The following is a 15,422-nucleotide window of genomic DNA, read 5'->3' as shown; positions in this document are numbered from 1 at the left end:
GCACAGCCGACTCGCAGCTTCCTGCCTGATACGTTCGGCAGCGTGAACCGTGCGTCGCTGGAGAAGGATCCCCATGAAGTGGCGTCCATGTTCGACGGGGTCGCCCGCCGATACGACCTCACCAACACGGTGTTGTCGCTGGGACAGGACCGGTTCTGGCGGCGCGCTACCCGGGAGGCGCTGCGGCTGAGCCCGGCGGACAACGTGCTCGACCTCGCGGCCGGCACGGCGGTGTCCACCGTGGAGCTGGCGACCTCGGGGGCCTGGTGTGTGGCGGCTGACTTCTCCGTGGGCATGCTGGCCGCAGGCGCGGCCCGCAACGTGCCCAAGGTGGCCGGGGACGCGACCCGGCTGCCGTTTGCCGACGAGTCCTTCGATGCGGTGACGATCAGTTTCGGTCTGCGTAACGTCGTCGACCACTCGGCGGGCTTGCGCGAGATGGCGCGGGTGACCCGGCCGGGTGGGCGGCTGGTGGTGTGCGAGTTCTCGACGCCGACGTTCGGGCCGTTCGCCACGGTCTACAAGGAGTATCTGATGCGGGCGCTGCCACGGATGGCGTCGGCTGTGTCGTCGAACCCTGACGCGTACGTGTATCTGGCGGAGTCGATCCGGGCATGGCCCGATCAGGCCGATCTGGCCCGACGGATCGAGGCGGCCGGCTGGTCGAACGTGCGTTGGCGCAACCTGTCCGGCGGCATCGTGGCGCTGCACGCCGCGACCAAACCCTGAGCCCGCACCGCGAGCGCGCGTGTCTGCCCGGCGACGCGCCGCAAACTCTGGCATTTGGTGCGCGCTCGCGGCTCGCGAAAGCGACCATCTCGCCCGCGCAACGGCGTTAGCGTCACGTCATGCTGCTTGGACGCCACGCCGATCCCGACGCCACGCTCGGCACCGATCCCCGGTCGGACCCGCGGATGGTCGCGGCGTTCGCCCGCTTCGGCCTCGAGGGACGGCTGCCCCCGAGCGGCCTGTCCGTCGACTCGCCCCTCGACGAGCGGTATGCCTACGCCGCGATGAGCGAGCAGGGAATGGGTGCGATCTTCGACGTGCTCGCCGCCGAGCTCCCGTCGCCGGAGGGAGTCGCCACCACCACGTCAATGGTCCCCGGCCCGGACGGCAACGACATCACCGTCTACATCAGCCGACCCGACGGCGGGCAGGCTGCGATGCCCGGCGTCGTGCACCTGCACGGCGGTGGTATGGCGATCGCGAGTGCCGGGGATCTCGCGTATGTCAAATTGCGCGAGCATCTCGCGGTGAACGGTGTTGTCGTCGTCGGCGTCGAATTCCGCAACAGCGGTGGCAAATTGGGCCCGCATCCGTTTCCGGCCGGTCTCGATGACTGCGCTGCGGCGGCCCGCTGGGTCAGCGCACATCGAGCCGAACTCGGCATCAGCCACATCGTCGTCTCTGGCGAATCCGGTGGCGGAAACCTCACTCTGACGTTGGCGCACAAGGCGAAACGCGAGGGGTGGATCGGCGAGATCGCCGGCTTCTACGCGCAGTGCCCCTACATCTCGAACCGATGGCTGGAGGATTGCGAGGACCTGCCGTCGCTGAAGGAGAACGACGGATACTTTGTCAGCTGCGAACAGCTCGCACTGCTCGGATCGCTGTACGACCCCGACGGGACGCATGCGCACGACGCTACGTGCTGGGCATCGATGGCCACCGATGAAGAATTGAGAGGGCTTCCGCCACACGTGATTTCAGTGAACGAGCTCGATCCGCTGCGTGACGAGGGGCTGCAGTACTACCGCAGGCTGCTGCGTGCCGGGGTGCCCGCGGTCGGCCGCATCGTCGCGGGGACGTGCCATGGCGGAGACCTGCTGTTCGGCCACGCTCTACCGGACGTGTTCGCCGCCAGCATGCGCGACGTCAGCGGTTTCGCCACGTCGCTCGGCTGAGTCGGCACCGCGAGCGCGCGCGTCTGCCCAGCAACACGCCGCGTTTTCCGGCATTTCGTGCGCGCTCACGGCCGCCCAACGTGTCAACCGTCCCACAGCCGCGACGTCTGCTCGGCCACACGCTCGTCGTGGATCTGCTGAAAGTTGCGCCCACCCCTGCCGAATGTCGCGACAACCGCTGCAGGGCAGGCGGATTCGACGAAGGGTTGCTGCTGCCATCGGCACGGGCGGACGTGGACGAGGTCGACGCTGTCGCCGTCGGCATCGTAAGAATAGGGCCCGCTGATGCGACCCAACCGGTACAGCCCCTCTGCATCGCGCGCCCAGACGAACGATCCTTCGGGCACTTCGGCGAACCGCTCTACCCGACGAGCCAACTGCGAGCCATGGCCGCGATCGCCGAAACCACACAGGCCCAACGCGAATGCACGGCGCAGAGTCAATTGCTGGTCGACATCGTCGCAGCGGGAGCGCAGAGGCGCCCGGTACACGAACGTCACGCTCGCTCCGCAGCGAGCGCGCGCACATGAACACCAATGACGGCGTGTCGCCGAGCAGACACGCGCGCTCGCGGTGCGAACCCGGGCAGCGCCAACGTCATGTGAAGGGGCGGCGCTCGTCGATCCGTCGCGACAGCGCGCCCGCGCCGCGCCACACCCGGGCGACCAGATCCTCGTCTTCGTCGGTGACGAAGTTCCCCATCACCCGGACGGCGATCTTCATCAACGTCGACGACCGCATCGCGACAGGTCCCGTCAGCGGCAGGAACCGCGGATAGGTCAGCAGCAGCGCCAGGCGGCGAGCCACCGAGAACCCCTTCGCGTAATGCGAATGCAGGACCGAAGGCCACGCATCGGTGTACGCCCCGGACCCCAGCAGCGACACCGCCAGCCGGCCCGTCTCCAGCCCGTAGTCGATGCCCTCGCCGTTGAGCGGGTTCACGCATGCCGCGGCGTCGCCGATCAGCATCCAGTTCGGGCCGGCCACCCCCGACGCGGCGCCACCCATCGGCAGCAGCGCCGACAGCCCCGCCCGCGGGTCACCGGAGAAGTCCCATTCGGCGCGCCGCAGGTCGGTGTAGTAGTTCATCAGCGGCCGCAGCCCCGCATCGGCAGGGCGCTTCGACGTGGCCAGGGCGCCGACGCCGATGTTCACCTCGCCGTTGCCCAGCGGGAAGATCCAGCCGTACCCGGGCAGCACCTCACCCGAGGGCGACCGCAGCTCAAGGTGCGACGTGATCCACGGCTCGCTGGCCCGTGGCGTCGCGATGTAACCGCGAATCGCCACACCGTAGACCGTCTCCTTGTGCCATTCCCGCCCCAGCGCGCGTCCCAGCGTCGAGCGTGCGCCGTCGGCCACGATCAGCGACGAACATCGCACGACCTCGCCGGAATCCAGGACCACCCCGGACACGTGGTCGCGTGAATCCTTCTCCACCGAAACGGCTTTCACACCCAACTTCATCTTCGCGCCGTCGTCGACGGCGACCAGCCGGATCCGCTCGTCGAGCTCGGTGCGGGGGACGGCGCTGCTGAACGACGGGAAGGACGGGCCCGGCCACGTCACCTCGACGTCGGAGCCGAACCCCGACATCCTCAGTCCCCGGTGGGCGACCCGGCCGTCCAGCCACTCACCCAGCCCAAGGCGGCGCAGCTCCGACACCGCCCGCGGCGTCAGCCCGTCGCCGCACGCCTTGTCACGGGGAAACTGCGCCGAGTCGATGACCAATACGTCGTGGCCGGCCCGCGCCGCCCATGCCGCGGCCGACGAGCCCGCAGGTCCCGCCCCGACCACGACGACCTCGGCGCTCGACGAACCCCGGATCGCTCCGCCCGCCGGTGAGTGCATGCTTCCCAGTATGTTGGCTGTGTGAGGACACCGGCGAACGTGGTGGCGGGAGTGGACTTCGGCGATGCGCAATTCGCCCAGGACGTCCGCGATGGGGTTGCCCGTATCGAGGCGTTGATGTCCGAAGAGCTGGGCAAGGCCGACGTATTGATGTCGGAGGCCGTCCACCACCTCTTCCAGGCCGGCGGCAAGCGGTTCCGTCCCCTGTTCACGGTGCTGGCCGCGCAGGTGGGGCCCGAGCCCGACGCCTGGCAGGTCACCGTCGCCGGCGCGGTCATCGAGCTGGTGCACCTGGCGACGCTCTACCACGACGACGTCATGGACGAGGCGCAGGTGCGTCGCGGGGCCCCGAGCGCCAACGCCCGCTGGGGAAACAACATCGCGATCCTGGCAGGTGACTACCTGTTCGCCACGGCGTCGCGCCTCGTCAGCAGGCTCGGCCCCGAAGCGGTGCGCATCATCGCCGACACGTTCGCACTTCTGGTCACCGGTCAGATGCGGGAGACGCGCGGCGCCGCCGATCAGGTCGACTCCGTGGACCACTACCTGAAGGTCGTCTATGAGAAGACGGCCTGCCTGATCTCGGCATCGGGCCGGTTCGGGGCGACGTTCTCGGGCGCCGACGACGCGCAGATCGAGCGGCTGGCCCGTCTCGGCGGCATCGTGGGCACCGCGTTCCAGATCTCCGACGACATCATCGACATCGACAGCGACCCCGACGAGTCGGGGAAGGTGCCCGGTACCGACCTCCGCGAGGGCGTGCACACGCTGCCGGTGCTCTACGCGCTGCGCGAAACCGGCCCGGGCGCCGACCGGCTGCGCGAACTGCTCAAGGGTCCCGTCACCGACGACGGCGATCTGGCCGAGGCGCTCACCTTGCTGCGCGCATCGGATGGCATTAAGAAGGCCAAAGAGACGGTGGCCGCCTACGCCGCAGAAGCCGAGGCCGAACTCGCCGAGCTTCCCGACCTGCCCGGTCGGCAGGCGCTTGCCAGCCTGGTTCAGTACACGATCAACCGCGACGGCTGACGGCTCCGGAACCAACGAGGCGCGCCCGGTCGTTGCCCTAGCGACGACCCACGCAGGTTTCCGGAGGAGGAACCCACCATGACTTGGCATCCGCACGCGAACAGGGCGAAGACCTTCCTGTTGCTGGTGCTGTTCTCAGGTCTCATCGTCGGTGTGGGCGCGCTGTTCGGGCGCAACATCATGTTCCTGGCGGTGCTGTTCGCCGTCGGCATGAACGCCTATGTGTACTTCAACAGCGACAAGCTCGCGCTGCGCGCCATGCACGCCCAGCCGGTCAACGAGATGCAGGCGCCGGTCATGTACCGGATCGTGCGCGAACTCGCGACGACCGCACGCCAGCCCATGCCGCGGCTCTACATCAGCGACACCGCGGCCCCCAACGCGTTCGCGACCGGACGCAACCCGCGCAACGCGGCGGTGTGCTGCACCACCGGCATCCTGCGCATCCTCGACGAGCGCGAACTGCGTGCGGTGCTGGGCCACGAGTTGTCCCACGTCTACAACCGGGACATCCTCATCTCATGTGTGGCGGGTGCGATGGCGTCGGTGATCACCGCTCTGGCCAACCTCGCGTTCTTTGCGAGCATGTTCGGCGGCAACCGCGAGGGCGGCACCAATCCCTTTGCAATTCTTCTGGTTTCGCTTCTCGGTCCGATCGCCGCGACCGTCATCCGGCTGGCGGTGTCGCGGTCGCGCGAGTACCAGGCCGACCAATCCGGCGCCGAGCTGACCGGTGACCCGCTGGCTCTGGCCAGCGCGCTGCGCAAGATCAGCGTGGGGGTCGAGCGCGCGCCGCTGCCGCCCGAGCCCCAGCTGGCCGACCAGGCGCACCTGATGATCGCCAACCCGTTCCGGGCGGGCGAGAAGATCGGCAAGCTGTTCGCCACCCACCCCCCGATGGCCGACCGCATCGCGCGGCTGGAAGCCATGGCCGGCCGCGGCCCGGGCCACGACTGAGCAAATCCGGTTGCCGGGATCGGCTAAAGATCCAGCTCACCGGGCATGTGCAGTCGCGCGAGATGGTTGCGCGCGAAACGAAGAGGCCGCTTAGTGTCTGATCATGACGCCGAGCAATTCCTCGCAGGTTCAGAGCATTTCGTTGTCCCGGGTTGCCGCCGCGGCGGCGTTCACCGGCGGCGCGACGGCCTGCTTCTTCCTCGCCGGGGCTCCCGCGCAGGCGTCCGCCGACGCCGGCACCGGATCTGAGTCGGGCGACGCAGCAGGGCCATCCGCTAATGGCAGCGCCGACGAATCAGAACGAGCATCGCGCAAGTCTGCTGGGGAGGACGGCGCCGCCGATCGCGATGACGACGACGGCGCAGCAACGTCTGACAGCCCGGCAACGTCCGACCACGATGAGGACTCCGAGGACGCTCCATCCGCGGAAGGACTGGACACCGCTCCGGATGAGGACGACCGCCGGACACGCAAGCGGGACACGACGAGACCCTCCGGCAGCGAGGACGCCGAACCGCAGGTGACGACCGAGGACGCCGCGGACCTGCCGACGCAGGACACCGACGCCCCCGTCGACGAAGAAACGGTCGGTAACGACGGTGCCGAGCCCCCAGCTACCTTCGCGGCGTTGGCCCGGGCCGCCACCGACACCGAGAGCCCGTCGTTCTTCACCTGGATCCAGCGGACGTTCTTCAACCAGACCCCGACCGTCTCCCAGGAACCCGACGACGTCGAGGTCCGATCGGACGGCAGCGTCACCGGCGTGATCCTGGCCGACGACGCCGACGGTGACGTCCTGACGTTCTCGGCGACGGCGCTGGCGGCCGGTGCCACGGTCACGATCGACGACGACGGCTCGTTCGTCTACCGTCCCGCGGCCGGCTCGGTGTTCGACGGCGGCGACCTGTTCTCCGTCGCGGTCAGCGACGACGCCGATGTGAACGGCTGGCGTATCCACGGACTCATGGGGCTTTTCGTCCCGGGATTCGGGTCGACAGCGACGACGACGGTCGAGCTGGGCGCCGCGACGGCGGCGGGGCGCTACGGCTGGGGCGCCCCGCGGGAGACCCGGTTCAGCGGGCCGTCGTCACTGGACGGCTGGGTCGTCTACGACTCGGTTGGCCACAACGGCTGGGGGCGGCGCACACCGCGGGCGATTTCGTTCGTCGACGGCGTCATGGTCATCACGGGCGACGCCTTCGGCAACACCGGCGGACTGACGTGGGGCGGTGGTCAGAAGTACGGCGCATGGGAGGTGCGGATGCGGGTCCCCGAAGGCGCCGTCGACTACCACGCCGTCGCGTTGCTCTGGCCGGACGCCGAGAACTGGCCGGTCGGTGGGGAGATCGACTTCGTCGAGGTGGTCGCCGACGCGACGCGTCAACACGTGACCCATCACCTGCACTACTCGGCGCTCGACCTCACCGAAGCGGGCGTGACCAAGGTCGACGCCACGGAGTGGCACAACTACGCGGTCAGCTGGACGCCCACCGCGATCACCATCTACGTCGACAGCGTGCCCGTATGGCGGACGACGAACACGTCGCATTTTCCGCCGGGCCCGATGCATCTGGCCCTGCAGCTCGACGCATCGGAGAAGCACCCGCCGAACCTCGCCGGAGGTGGGCAGATGGCTGTGGCGTGGGCGCGCCAGTACGCGCTGAGCCAGATCACGTGAGCTGACGGCGCCGTCAGACTTTCGGGCCGGGACCTGCGCCGCACCCCCCGTCGCTTTAGGGTGTGGTCCGTGCTGAGCAGATTGATGATCTTCGTCGCCGCCTCGGGCGCAGCGGTTCTCGGCGCGTCCGGCCTCGCATCGGCGCAGCCGGCGCCCAACGTCAACGCGATGGCGCTGGCGAACCCGAAGGACTACTCCGCCAACGACGGCAACTGGTACGTGTTCAGTGCCCTCGACGGCGTCACGTGCGTGCTGGATCGCGGATCCGGCAGCTACGGCTGCAGCGGCCCGCTGCCCGCGGCGCCCAACGGCGCCAACATGGTGTCCGGGCACGCAGGCGGGGGTGTCGGCTTCGCCAACTCCGCGCAGCCGATGTACGGCATCGTCGACAATGCTCCGGCGCTGCCGCCCAACACCCGGCTCAGCTTCAAGACGGTGAGCTGCGGCAATGACGGGTTCGCGACGTCATGCATCAACACGTTCAACCAGTCCGGGTTCGTCATCAGCCCGACCGGCTCGTACGCGTTCTGAAACACTGCCGGCCCCTGTGACGACACTTAGGCTGTGATGGTGTCGAGCCGATCTGTCGTAGCTGCCGTGTGCGTCGCCGCGGCCGGTGTTCTCACCGCGTCCGGCGTGGCCGCGGCCCAGCCGGCGCCTCCGCCCCCGCCGCCGCCACCCCCGAACGTGAACGCCTACGCGCTGGCCAACCCGCAGAACTTCGCGGTGCACAGTGGCACCTCGTACGCGTTCACCACGGCGGGGCTGACGTGCATGGTGCAGCGGTCCGGCCCGTACGGCTGCAGCGGCGTCCTTCCGGGAGCGCCGAACGGAGCCAACCTGGTCAGCGGCCGATCCGGCGTCGTCCCGGGCTTTGGTTCGGTCGGCGGACCGATTGTCGCGGAACCGGTCAACGAGCTGCCGCCGAACACACGGATCAGCTTCGGCACGGTCAGCTGCGGCGGTGACGGCACGACCACTGCCTGCGTCGACTCGGTCAACCAGTCGGGCTTCGTCGTCAGCCCCGACGCCACGTGGATCGTCAATCAGGTCAACCCGCTCGTGGCGCGGCCCGAGGGCACCAACCCCTACTTCAACTAGAAACCGGCCCCGTGCACCTCGTGCCCGGGCTGCTCGGCGATCAGACCGCGGTAGGCCTGCTCGACGGTCGACCCGTGGTTGACCACGCCGTCCACCTCGCGCGCGATCGGCATCGAAATCCCGTACGCGTCGGCGAACTCCATGATGACGCTGGCGGCCTTGACGCCTTCGGCGACCTGGTTCATCGCCGCGATGATCTCCTCGACGGTCTTGCCCTGCCCGAGTTGTTCACCGACGTGACGGTTGCGGCTGCGCTGCGAGGTGCATGTCACGATCAGGTCGCCCATGCCCGCCAGGCCCGCGAAGGTGTCGCGGTTGCCGCCCATCGCGACGCCGAGCTTGGACATCTCGTTGACGGCGCGCGCCATCACCATCGCGCGGGTGTTCTCGCCGATGCCCAGTGCGAAGCCCATGCCGACGGCGATCGCGTAGACGTTCTTCAGCGCGCCCGCCATCTCCACGCCGACCACATCGTCGGTGGTGTAGGTACGAAAACGCTTGGTGCGGAACAGGCTTGCGAGGTTGGCGGCCAGGTGCCGATCGGGCATGGCGAGTACCGCGGCGGCGGCGTAGCCGTCGGCGACCTCGCGGGCGATGTTGGGGCCGGCCAGAATTCCCGCCGGGTGCCCGGGCAGCACCTCTTCGACGATCTGGCTCATGCGGTAGTTCGTGCCCTGCTCCAGACCCTTGACCAGAGACACCACGGGCACCCACGGCCGTAGCTCCTTGGCCAGCTCCGTCAGCACCGCCCGGAATCCGTGTGAGGGCACGCCCATCACGATCACGTCGGCGCACTCGGCGGCCTCGGAGAAATCGGTGGTGGCCTGCAACGTCAGCGCGAGCTCCACGTCCTCGCCGAGGTACTTCGAGTTGCGATGGTTCTTGTTGATGTCGTCGGCGGTGTCCTGTGAACGCACCCACTGCAGCGTGGGACCTCGCCTGGCGCAGATGGAGGCGACCGTGGTTCCCCACGACCCGCCACCGAGGACAACGACTTTGGGTTCGCGTTGCGCAGGTGCCATGCCGATCACCCTAGGGCGGGTTTGCTCAGCTGCGCTGGCAGTTGCGTAACGCCACGGCGGAAATGGCGCCCGAAAATCGCCGCAGCGTTACGGAACTAGCGGTAGTTGACGAACTGCAGCGCGATGTCGAGGTCGGCGCCGCGCAACAGCGCCTGCACTGCCTGCAGATCGTCGCGCTTCTTGGAGCTGACGCGGATCTCCTCGCCCTGGATCTGCGCCTTGACGCCCTTGGGGCCCTCGTCGCGGATGATCTTGGTGACCTTCTTGGCGTCCTCGCTGCTGATGCCCTGCTTGATGCTGCCGATCACCTTGTAGGTCTTGCCGGACGGCTGTGGGTCGCCTGCGTCGAACGCCTTCATCGAGATGTCGCGACGGATCAGCTTTTCCTTGAAGACGTCGACGGCGGCCTTGACGCGCTCCTCGGTCGAGGAGACCAGGATGATGCCTTCCTCGCCTTGCCATTCGATGGTGGTGTCGGTGCCGCGGAAGTCGAACCGGGTCGACAGTTCCTTGGCGGCCTGGTTGAGCGCGTTGTCGACTTCCTGGCGATCGACCTTGCTGACGACGTCGAACGATGAATCCGCCATTGGACCCGTCCCTCCCTCGTGGTGTTGTGCGTGCGTCCATCTTGGTCGCAGGCCGTCGTGAGGGCCAAACCACCCTGGCGATTTGTTGTCGGGGTAGGGCTTCGTTATATCCTGCTGTGCGCGCTCAAGCGCGTGTAGCACCCAGGCAGGTTGCCCGAGCGGCCAATGGGAGCGGACTGTAAATCCGTCGGCTTACGCCTACACAGGTTCGAATCCTGTACCTGCCACCGCAGGTCAGGGCCGGTTTCTAACCGGCCCTGACCATTTTTCTGCCATCGAGATACCGCAGTGATACCGCAGTAGATCGCAGGGCCTCGCTCAGAACGTCCGCAGCAGCGGTCAGGTCGGCGTCGTAGAGGTGTCCGTACTGGTCCAGGGTCATCGCTGCCGTAGCGTGCCCAAGCTGCCGCTGCACAACCTTGATGTTCGCGCCGGTAGAGATCAGCAGCGATGCACAGGTATGCCTCAGATCGTGCGGGCTGATGGTGGGGAACTCGGGCGTAACAGCCTGGCCGGCCTCCGCGATCTCCTTCTCTCGCTGGGCATTCGTCTCGGCTTGGATCGCCGCGACCGCCTTGTCGAACTCATACCGGTACTGGTGGTTCGTCATTTCGGTGCCGTTTCGGTTCGGGAACACCAACGCCCTGTTGTCGGCGGGTAGCTCCGCTACCAGGATGTCCCACGCCCACCCCGGTACGGCCACCTCACGCGTCTTGCCCGTTTTGGTCCTGTCGGTCACCAGACCCTTCCCGGTGACGTTTGTGGACGCCTCGGTCACAACCATCTTCTTGTCTCTGACGTTCATCCGCCGCACGGCAAACGCCTCTCCGGCGCGGATGCCGACGCATCCCAGAATGAGGGTGACGGTGGCATAGCGCCGCATGTGCGAGACGAGGCCGAGAAGCTGCTCACGCGTTAGCGCGTGCTGCTCCCGTGCGTGCTCTGTCGGCAGGTCAAACTTGCGCTCCATCTCTGCGGCCACGTTCTTGTTCACAAAACCGGACCGCTGCGCGAACTTGAGGACAGCGCCCATGCACTGATGGGTTTGACGAATTCGGCTCGCCGAGAGGGCGCCGCCCTTCTGTGAACCGTCCACCGAGAGACTGCCAATCCATGTCGCGAACGCGCTGTAGTCGATTGCTTTGAGCGCCACGTCGCCCCAGCGGGGCAGAATCAGCGTGTCCAGCAGGCTCCGGTATCCGGCCAGCGTCTTCGGCTTTCGATGAGACTTGGACTCGAACCACTGTTCGGCGACGACGCCGAACGTCACCTTTGCATTCCTGGGGTCGACGTAGTCGCCGCGCACCACGTCGGCGGTCAACCGCTTCTCGAACGCCTCCGCATCGCGTTTCAGCTTGAAACTCTTTGAGTGCTCTTTGCCGGCGTCGTCTACCCACCGGACCCGGTAGCGCGTCACTTTGCCGTAGAGGGAGGACTTCTCGTTCGCCGTCCTGCCATCGGGCTGCTTGATGCGCTTCATCCAGCGGTCGTCGATGCCAGAGCGTTGGTTGCGTCCAGTCATGCGACGGACTGTACCGCAGTAATCCGTTGGGTTTGTCGGAAACGTCACAGTGTCAAAAGTGGGAACGTTTGCTTGTTACGTGAAAAAGCCCTCCGGAGTTAACGTCCCGGCTGCAACCAGCAATCGACGGAAGTAGCACATGGATCTCATCAACATCAAAGAAACCGCCCAACTGGTGTCGCGGCCCGAGGCGACGGTCCGCTGGTGGATTGCCACCGGCACCGAACTCGGTCCGCTGTCGGCCAAAATTGGCCGACGGCGGATGTTTCGACGCGCAGACGTTGAAGCGTGGATCAACGCGCAGTTTGGCGCGTGACGATTCTCAACGACAAAATGCCCCGTGAATCAATTGCACAGCGTAAATCCTCAAATCCGCCCGCTGAAATGGTACGGTTAGGGTAGGCGATGGCGAGACCAATTGTCTGGCGCGAAATTCCCCGCTTGCGCGGGCATTGCACTAAATGCCCGCGACTGAATAAGAAATGCTCCGGCTATCAGTACAGTGCCGATGGTCGTATCCGACACGGCACGTACGTCTTGCGGCCCTTCCTACTCGGTGGGCACCCCTACGTCTTTGTCGATAGTGTGGCGTTTCCAGTCGATGAACTAGTCGCAGACGAAGCGCCGAAACCACATGGTCCGCGTTGGGTAAAACATCGCGACGGTAGACCCCTAAACGTCGCGCTCGACAACCTGGTGTGGCTACCGTTGGGCCAATTCGACCGTTTAGCGATCCTAATCCGCGAAATGCCCGCCGGCACACCGTGGGGCGCGGGTGACTATTCACCGGGTGCCCACGGGTTCACACTCAAGAAGGCTTCATGAAAACATTTAATCCAATATCGGCGGACCTTTTTGTCAGCGACAGTGACGACGGACCCATTCTGGGCCTACGTCTTAACGGCGCGCAAAGTGGGGACGCCGCGCTCATGGTGCCCTTGTCGCCCGAATTCGCCGAGCGAATCGGGCGCGACCTAATGGTGTACGGCGCCGCCCTCGGCGAGGTCAACTCATGAAAATCGACCTCGGAGGCGGTACCCCGATCTTCGTTTCACACCGCCAGCACGACGGTGGCGTGACGGTCATCCAGGGCACAGCCCGCCTGAGGCTGCGCCCCACCGAGGTGGGCGCCCTCATCGACGCGCTGCGGACAATGACGCCTTCGGGGCAGGGCGGCGGCGGAAATGCCAAGCGCCCGTAATCAGTTCAGCAAGTTCGCCTATCTCAAGAGTCTGCACGGCGTGCAGATGCAGCCCAACTACTACCGGGTACTGGTCACCCTCCTCGATTACGCCCGCGCCGATGGTACGAACGCGCACCCTGGAAACGACAGGCTGGCGGCGGCGTGCCGTTGCAGTGCCGACACTGTCAAACGTGCACTGATGTGGGCCAAGGATCAAGGGCTCATCGTCATGGTGAAGCAGGGCCGAAACAACGCCGGCGCAACTATCTGGCGGTTCCCACAGCGGGGCACTGATGCACCCCTGTCGAAGAATCGCAGCAGTGCATCCGTGCCCGTTTCCCCAGGATCACAGGGTGGCACCGGTGCACCCCCATCAGAGAAAGAACAGGGCTGGGGGTCCGCAGACCACCCTTGTGCTGAATGCGGTCTCCCCGACGATAGGCACATGAGCTTCTGCACCATCGCCCCGCCGTTCTGACGGTTGGCGGAACCCACGCGCCTCTCTGACTCCCCCAACCCAATGGGATGAAGGACAAAGGGGCAGGGGCTCCGCCCCGCCCAGACACCAGACACTTCCTCAGACCCCTGCCGTGGGTTCCGCCTGAGGTGACAACGCGCGAAATCATCTTTGCGCCCTACATCTTCCGTCCCGTCCCGGTCACCCCGCGACCCCCTCTCCCACGCGATCCCGGGGGCGGGACGGCCCTTCATCATGAACGACGACAACAGCAACACTGACCTCCTGGCCGCGCTTCTGGCGTGGCCGCAAGGTGACCTACAGAACCTTGTCGACGACCTATGTCGTTCGACTGGAATACGCGCGAGCAATGTCTCGCGCATCCGCTGTTTCCCCTCTCGGAGCGCCGGCACGGCGCACGACACCGGAGACAGCCCCCTAGAGCGTTGAACTCGCCCCGCTGGTGTCACCACACCACCGGGGCGGGTTTCGCGTCCACAGCCCCCGTTATAGGGGTTGGAAAAACACCCTGCGTCGCCTGTCCGGCACCGACACGACGCACCGGCCCTGGCGCGGTCCGGCACGGACCCCGGGGCGAAATCCATTACCGCACTTCGTGAAATGAGAAGCTATTAATGCTTGATCGACTTAAGCAGTTACAGGAACTGCGCGCCAACGCAGTTACGGCCCGTAAGGCCATCACCGATAAGGTGCAGCGCGAGTCCCGCGCGAAGCTGACCAACGCAGAGACGGCGACGTTCGCCAAGCTCACTGCGAAGGTCAAGGATCTCGACGCACAGATCGCAGACCACAAAGACGAGATGCGTCGCGCCGGCTACGGTGATCCCCTCGCGGAATTCGTCGCCGCTGCCAGTGCCCGCGCCGCCTACGTTGCCGATGGTGGCGGCATGGACCGCACATCGTGGGCTGCCCGTGCTGCGACATCGCTAGCCGCGCTCGGCGTTGGCGAAAACCGTGGCGTCGTGTCCGGCTCGATCAACGCCCCAGCACTTGTCAGCCCCGCTGTCACCCCCAAGTCGCGTCCTGAGCGGCTGATCGACCTGCTGGTCAACCGGATGACCCTGGATTATTCAAATTTTGAATATCTACGCCAGACTTTGCGCGGCAACAACGCGGCCCCGGTCGCTGACCTCGCGACGAAGCCGACTTCAGTGTTTACTTTGACCCCGGTCGCTGATCGTGCCCGAGTTATCGCTCACCTTTCGGAGTCCTACCCGGTTCGCTACGTGCAGGACTACGCCGACGTAATCCAATTCCTCGAGGTCGAAATGGCTGAGGGAGTGCTTGCGGCATTGGAGTCCCAGGTAATTAACGGCTCCGGCACAGGGGAGAACCTGACCGGCGTTCTGAACGTCTCTGGCACCACACAGGTCGCCTTTGCTACCGATGTCCCGACGACACTGCGCAAGTCCATTACCGCCCTTCAGAATATCGGGGTTCGTCCCAACGCCATCTGCCTGAACCCTTCGGACGCAGAGGATCTCGACCTGCTCAAGGAAGGCGCCGGCGGCGTCGGGTTCCTGCTCGACGGGTTCCAGAACGGCACTGCGGCATCGGGCAACGTCCTCGGTGACAGCGCGATGATCAACCGCGTAATTAGCCCGTCGGTTCCGGCGGGTCAGGCGATTGTTGCTGACTGGAACGCAATTCGGCTGTATGTGCGCGAGGATCTTCGCATTGACGTGGATGTGTCAGGCACCTTGTTCGACACTAACGCTGCGAAGATGCGTGCCGAAATGCGCGTGGGCCTCGGTCACCTGCATCCCGCCTCGTTTGCAATAGCTGACCTCACTGCGTAGTCGTGGACCCCGACGACGACGGCGGATTTGTGCCGATCGAAGAATGCGCAGACCGCCTCGGCCTCAGCGTGGCGCAGGTGCTGGACCTTGTCCAGCACCGTGTCCTGCGTGCGGTCGACTATGGCATGGGCCTGATTTACGTCCAGCCGGCAATCATTAGTCATTAGCGGCGCCGTCCACATCCAGCAATAAGCCTGTCGGGCTGGGGGATTTACCTTTCTGCCCCCGTCTCGACCTCCCGCCGCACCCGCTGCGCCCAGCGGACCTCTTTCGATCTCCTTTAAGGTCCGCTATCTGCGCGGGATGCCCCT

Annotated in this window: 17 protein-coding genes and 1 tRNA gene; 13 read left to right on the top strand and 5 right to left on the bottom strand. The window is 66.1% G+C overall.

Going from position 1 to position 15,422, the window contains the following annotated elements; all coding sequences use genetic code 11:
• The first annotated feature begins 42 nt into the window (after window positions 1-42).
• Window positions 43-729, top strand: a complete 687-nt coding sequence (locus tag ACAG24_RS09850; protein ID WP_370472016.1) for a demethylmenaquinone methyltransferase — start codon at window positions 43-45, stop codon at window positions 727-729.
• Window positions 730-848: 119 nt separating this feature from the next.
• Window positions 849-1,907, top strand: a complete 1,059-nt coding sequence (locus ACAG24_RS09845; protein WP_370472017.1) for an alpha/beta hydrolase fold domain-containing protein — start codon at window positions 849-851, stop codon at window positions 1,905-1,907.
• An 83-nt stretch (window positions 1,908-1,990) separates the two neighbouring features.
• On the opposite strand, the gene ACAG24_RS09840 is transcribed toward ACAG24_RS09845, so the two are convergent.
• Together ACAG24_RS09840 and menJ are read right to left on the bottom strand one after the other, a co-directional pair.
• A complete protein-coding gene (locus ACAG24_RS09840; protein ID WP_370472018.1) occupies window positions 1,991-2,407 on the bottom strand; it encodes a GAF domain-containing protein in 417 nt (138 codons plus the stop codon).
• A gap of 97 nt (window positions 2,408-2,504) precedes the next feature.
• Entirely contained in the window at window positions 2,505-3,755 is a 1,251-nt protein-coding gene (gene menJ, locus ACAG24_RS09835; protein ID WP_370472019.1) for a menaquinone reductase MenJ, read from the bottom strand.
• Between the two features lie 21 nt (window positions 3,756-3,776).
• On the opposite strand from menJ, the gene grcC1 reads away from it, so the two are divergent.
• The 5 genes from grcC1 (at window position 3,777) to ACAG24_RS09810 (ending at window position 8,520) form a co-directional block, all read left to right on the top strand.
• On the top strand, window positions 3,777-4,784 hold the full coding sequence (grcC1, locus tag ACAG24_RS09830; protein ID WP_370472020.1) for a nonaprenyl/(2E,6E)-farnesyl/geranylgeranyl diphosphat synthase: 1,008 nt from the start codon (window positions 3,777-3,779) through the stop codon (window positions 4,782-4,784).
• 78 nt (window positions 4,785-4,862) lie between these two features.
• On the top strand, window positions 4,863-5,741 hold the full coding sequence (gene htpX / locus ACAG24_RS09825; RefSeq protein ID WP_370472021.1) for a zinc metalloprotease HtpX: 879 nt from the start codon (window positions 4,863-4,865) through the stop codon (window positions 5,739-5,741).
• 103 nt (window positions 5,742-5,844) lie between these two features.
• Window positions 5,845-7,419, top strand: coding sequence for a family 16 glycosylhydrolase (locus ACAG24_RS09820; RefSeq protein ID WP_370472022.1), 1,575 nt, complete (start codon window positions 5,845-5,847; stop codon window positions 7,417-7,419).
• Between the two features lie 69 nt (window positions 7,420-7,488).
• Window positions 7,489-7,950 carry a hypothetical protein gene (locus ACAG24_RS09815; protein ID WP_370472023.1) on the top strand — a complete coding sequence of 154 codons (462 nt, stop codon included), beginning with the start codon at window positions 7,489-7,491 and terminating at the stop codon, window positions 7,948-7,950.
• 36 nt (window positions 7,951-7,986) lie between these two features.
• Window positions 7,987-8,520, top strand: coding sequence for a hypothetical protein (locus ACAG24_RS09810; protein ID WP_370472622.1), 534 nt, complete (start codon window positions 7,987-7,989; stop codon window positions 8,518-8,520).
• Here ACAG24_RS09810 and ACAG24_RS09805 read toward each other — a convergent pair.
• Window positions 8,517-9,542: an NAD(P)H-dependent glycerol-3-phosphate dehydrogenase gene (locus ACAG24_RS09805; RefSeq protein WP_370472024.1), complete on the bottom strand. Its 1,026-nt coding sequence runs from the start codon at window positions 9,540-9,542 to the stop codon at window positions 8,517-8,519. The genes ACAG24_RS09810 and ACAG24_RS09805 overlap by 4 nt on opposite strands.
• 95 nt (window positions 9,543-9,637) lie before the next feature.
• Entirely contained in the window at window positions 9,638-10,129 is a 492-nt protein-coding gene (locus ACAG24_RS09800) for a YajQ family cyclic di-GMP-binding protein (protein WP_370472025.1), read from the bottom strand.
• Window positions 10,130-10,273: 144 nt separating this feature from the next.
• Between ACAG24_RS09800 and ACAG24_RS09795 the strand changes: the two genes are divergently transcribed.
• Window positions 10,274-10,356, top strand: a tRNA-Tyr gene (locus ACAG24_RS09795).
• A gap of 20 nt (window positions 10,357-10,376) precedes the next feature.
• Here the strand turns inward: ACAG24_RS09795 and ACAG24_RS09790 are convergent.
• On the bottom strand, window positions 10,377-11,651 hold the full coding sequence (locus tag ACAG24_RS09790) for a tyrosine-type recombinase/integrase (protein WP_370472026.1): 1,275 nt from the start codon (window positions 11,649-11,651) through the stop codon (window positions 10,377-10,379).
• 139 nt (window positions 11,652-11,790) lie between these two features.
• Between ACAG24_RS09790 and ACAG24_RS09785 the strand changes: the two genes are divergently transcribed.
• The 5 genes from ACAG24_RS09785 to ACAG24_RS09765 all read left to right on the top strand — a co-directional run bounded on the left by ACAG24_RS09785 (window position 11,791) and on the right by ACAG24_RS09765 (window position 15,278).
• Window positions 11,791-11,967 (top strand): helix-turn-helix transcriptional regulator, encoded by a 177-nt coding sequence (locus tag ACAG24_RS09785; protein WP_370472027.1) that lies wholly within the window; start codon window positions 11,791-11,793, stop codon window positions 11,965-11,967.
• Window positions 11,968-12,663: 696 nt separating this feature from the next.
• The gene (locus ACAG24_RS09780) at window positions 12,664-12,852 is read left to right on the top strand and encodes a hypothetical protein (RefSeq protein WP_370472028.1); all 189 of its coding nucleotides are present in this window, start codon (window positions 12,664-12,666) and stop codon (window positions 12,850-12,852) included.
• Window positions 12,836-13,312, top strand: coding sequence for a helix-turn-helix domain-containing protein (locus ACAG24_RS09775; protein WP_374150770.1), 477 nt, complete (start codon window positions 12,836-12,838; stop codon window positions 13,310-13,312). Before ACAG24_RS09780 ends, ACAG24_RS09775 begins: the two co-directional genes overlap by 17 nt.
• A gap of 614 nt (window positions 13,313-13,926) precedes the next feature.
• On the top strand, window positions 13,927-15,111 hold the full coding sequence (locus ACAG24_RS09770; protein ID WP_370472029.1) for a phage major capsid protein: 1,185 nt from the start codon (window positions 13,927-13,929) through the stop codon (window positions 15,109-15,111).
• 2 nt (window positions 15,112-15,113) lie between these two features.
• Window positions 15,114-15,278: a hypothetical protein gene (locus ACAG24_RS09765; RefSeq protein ID WP_370472030.1), complete on the top strand. Its 165-nt coding sequence runs from the start codon at window positions 15,114-15,116 to the stop codon at window positions 15,276-15,278.
• The last annotated feature ends 144 nt before the right edge of the window (window positions 15,279-15,422 follow it).

Source organism: Mycobacterium bulgaricum, from assembly GCF_041287165.2.
In the GTDB taxonomy this organism is placed as follows: domain Bacteria; phylum Actinomycetota; class Actinomycetes; order Mycobacteriales; family Mycobacteriaceae; genus Mycobacterium; species Mycobacterium bulgaricum.
Note: the sequence above shows the minus strand (reverse complement) of the source record. Positions and strands in the feature narration are given on the sequence as shown.

Excerpts from the sequence above, each read along its gene's own strand:
- menJ (WP_370472019.1), bottom strand. The coding sequence starts at position 3,755 with ATGCACTCACCGGCGGGCGGAGCGATCCGGGGTTCGTCGAGCGCCGAG.
- ACAG24_RS09775 (WP_374150770.1), top strand. The coding sequence starts at position 12,836 with ATGCCAAGCGCCCGTAATCAGTTCAGCAAGTTCGCCTATCTCAAGAGT.
- ACAG24_RS09805 (WP_370472024.1), bottom strand. The coding sequence starts at position 9,542 with ATGGCACCTGCGCAACGCGAACCCAAAGTCGTTGTCCTCGGTGGCGGG.
- ACAG24_RS09820 (WP_370472022.1), top strand. The coding sequence starts at position 5,845 with ATGACGCCGAGCAATTCCTCGCAGGTTCAGAGCATTTCGTTGTCCCGG.
- htpX (WP_370472021.1), top strand. The coding sequence starts at position 4,863 with ATGACTTGGCATCCGCACGCGAACAGGGCGAAGACCTTCCTGTTGCTG.
- ACAG24_RS09845 (WP_370472017.1), top strand. The coding sequence starts at position 849 with ATGCTGCTTGGACGCCACGCCGATCCCGACGCCACGCTCGGCACCGAT.
- ACAG24_RS09810 (WP_370472622.1), top strand. The coding sequence starts at position 7,987 with ATGGTGTCGAGCCGATCTGTCGTAGCTGCCGTGTGCGTCGCCGCGGCC.
- ACAG24_RS09800 (WP_370472025.1), bottom strand. The coding sequence starts at position 10,129 with ATGGCGGATTCATCGTTCGACGTCGTCAGCAAGGTCGATCGCCAGGAA.
- ACAG24_RS09780 (WP_370472028.1), top strand. The coding sequence starts at position 12,664 with ATGAAAATCGACCTCGGAGGCGGTACCCCGATCTTCGTTTCACACCGC.
- ACAG24_RS09785 (WP_370472027.1), top strand. The coding sequence starts at position 11,791 with ATGGATCTCATCAACATCAAAGAAACCGCCCAACTGGTGTCGCGGCCC.
- ACAG24_RS09790 (WP_370472026.1), bottom strand. The coding sequence starts at position 11,651 with ATGACTGGACGCAACCAACGCTCTGGCATCGACGACCGCTGGATGAAG.
- ACAG24_RS09770 (WP_370472029.1), top strand. The coding sequence starts at position 13,927 with ATGCTTGATCGACTTAAGCAGTTACAGGAACTGCGCGCCAACGCAGTT.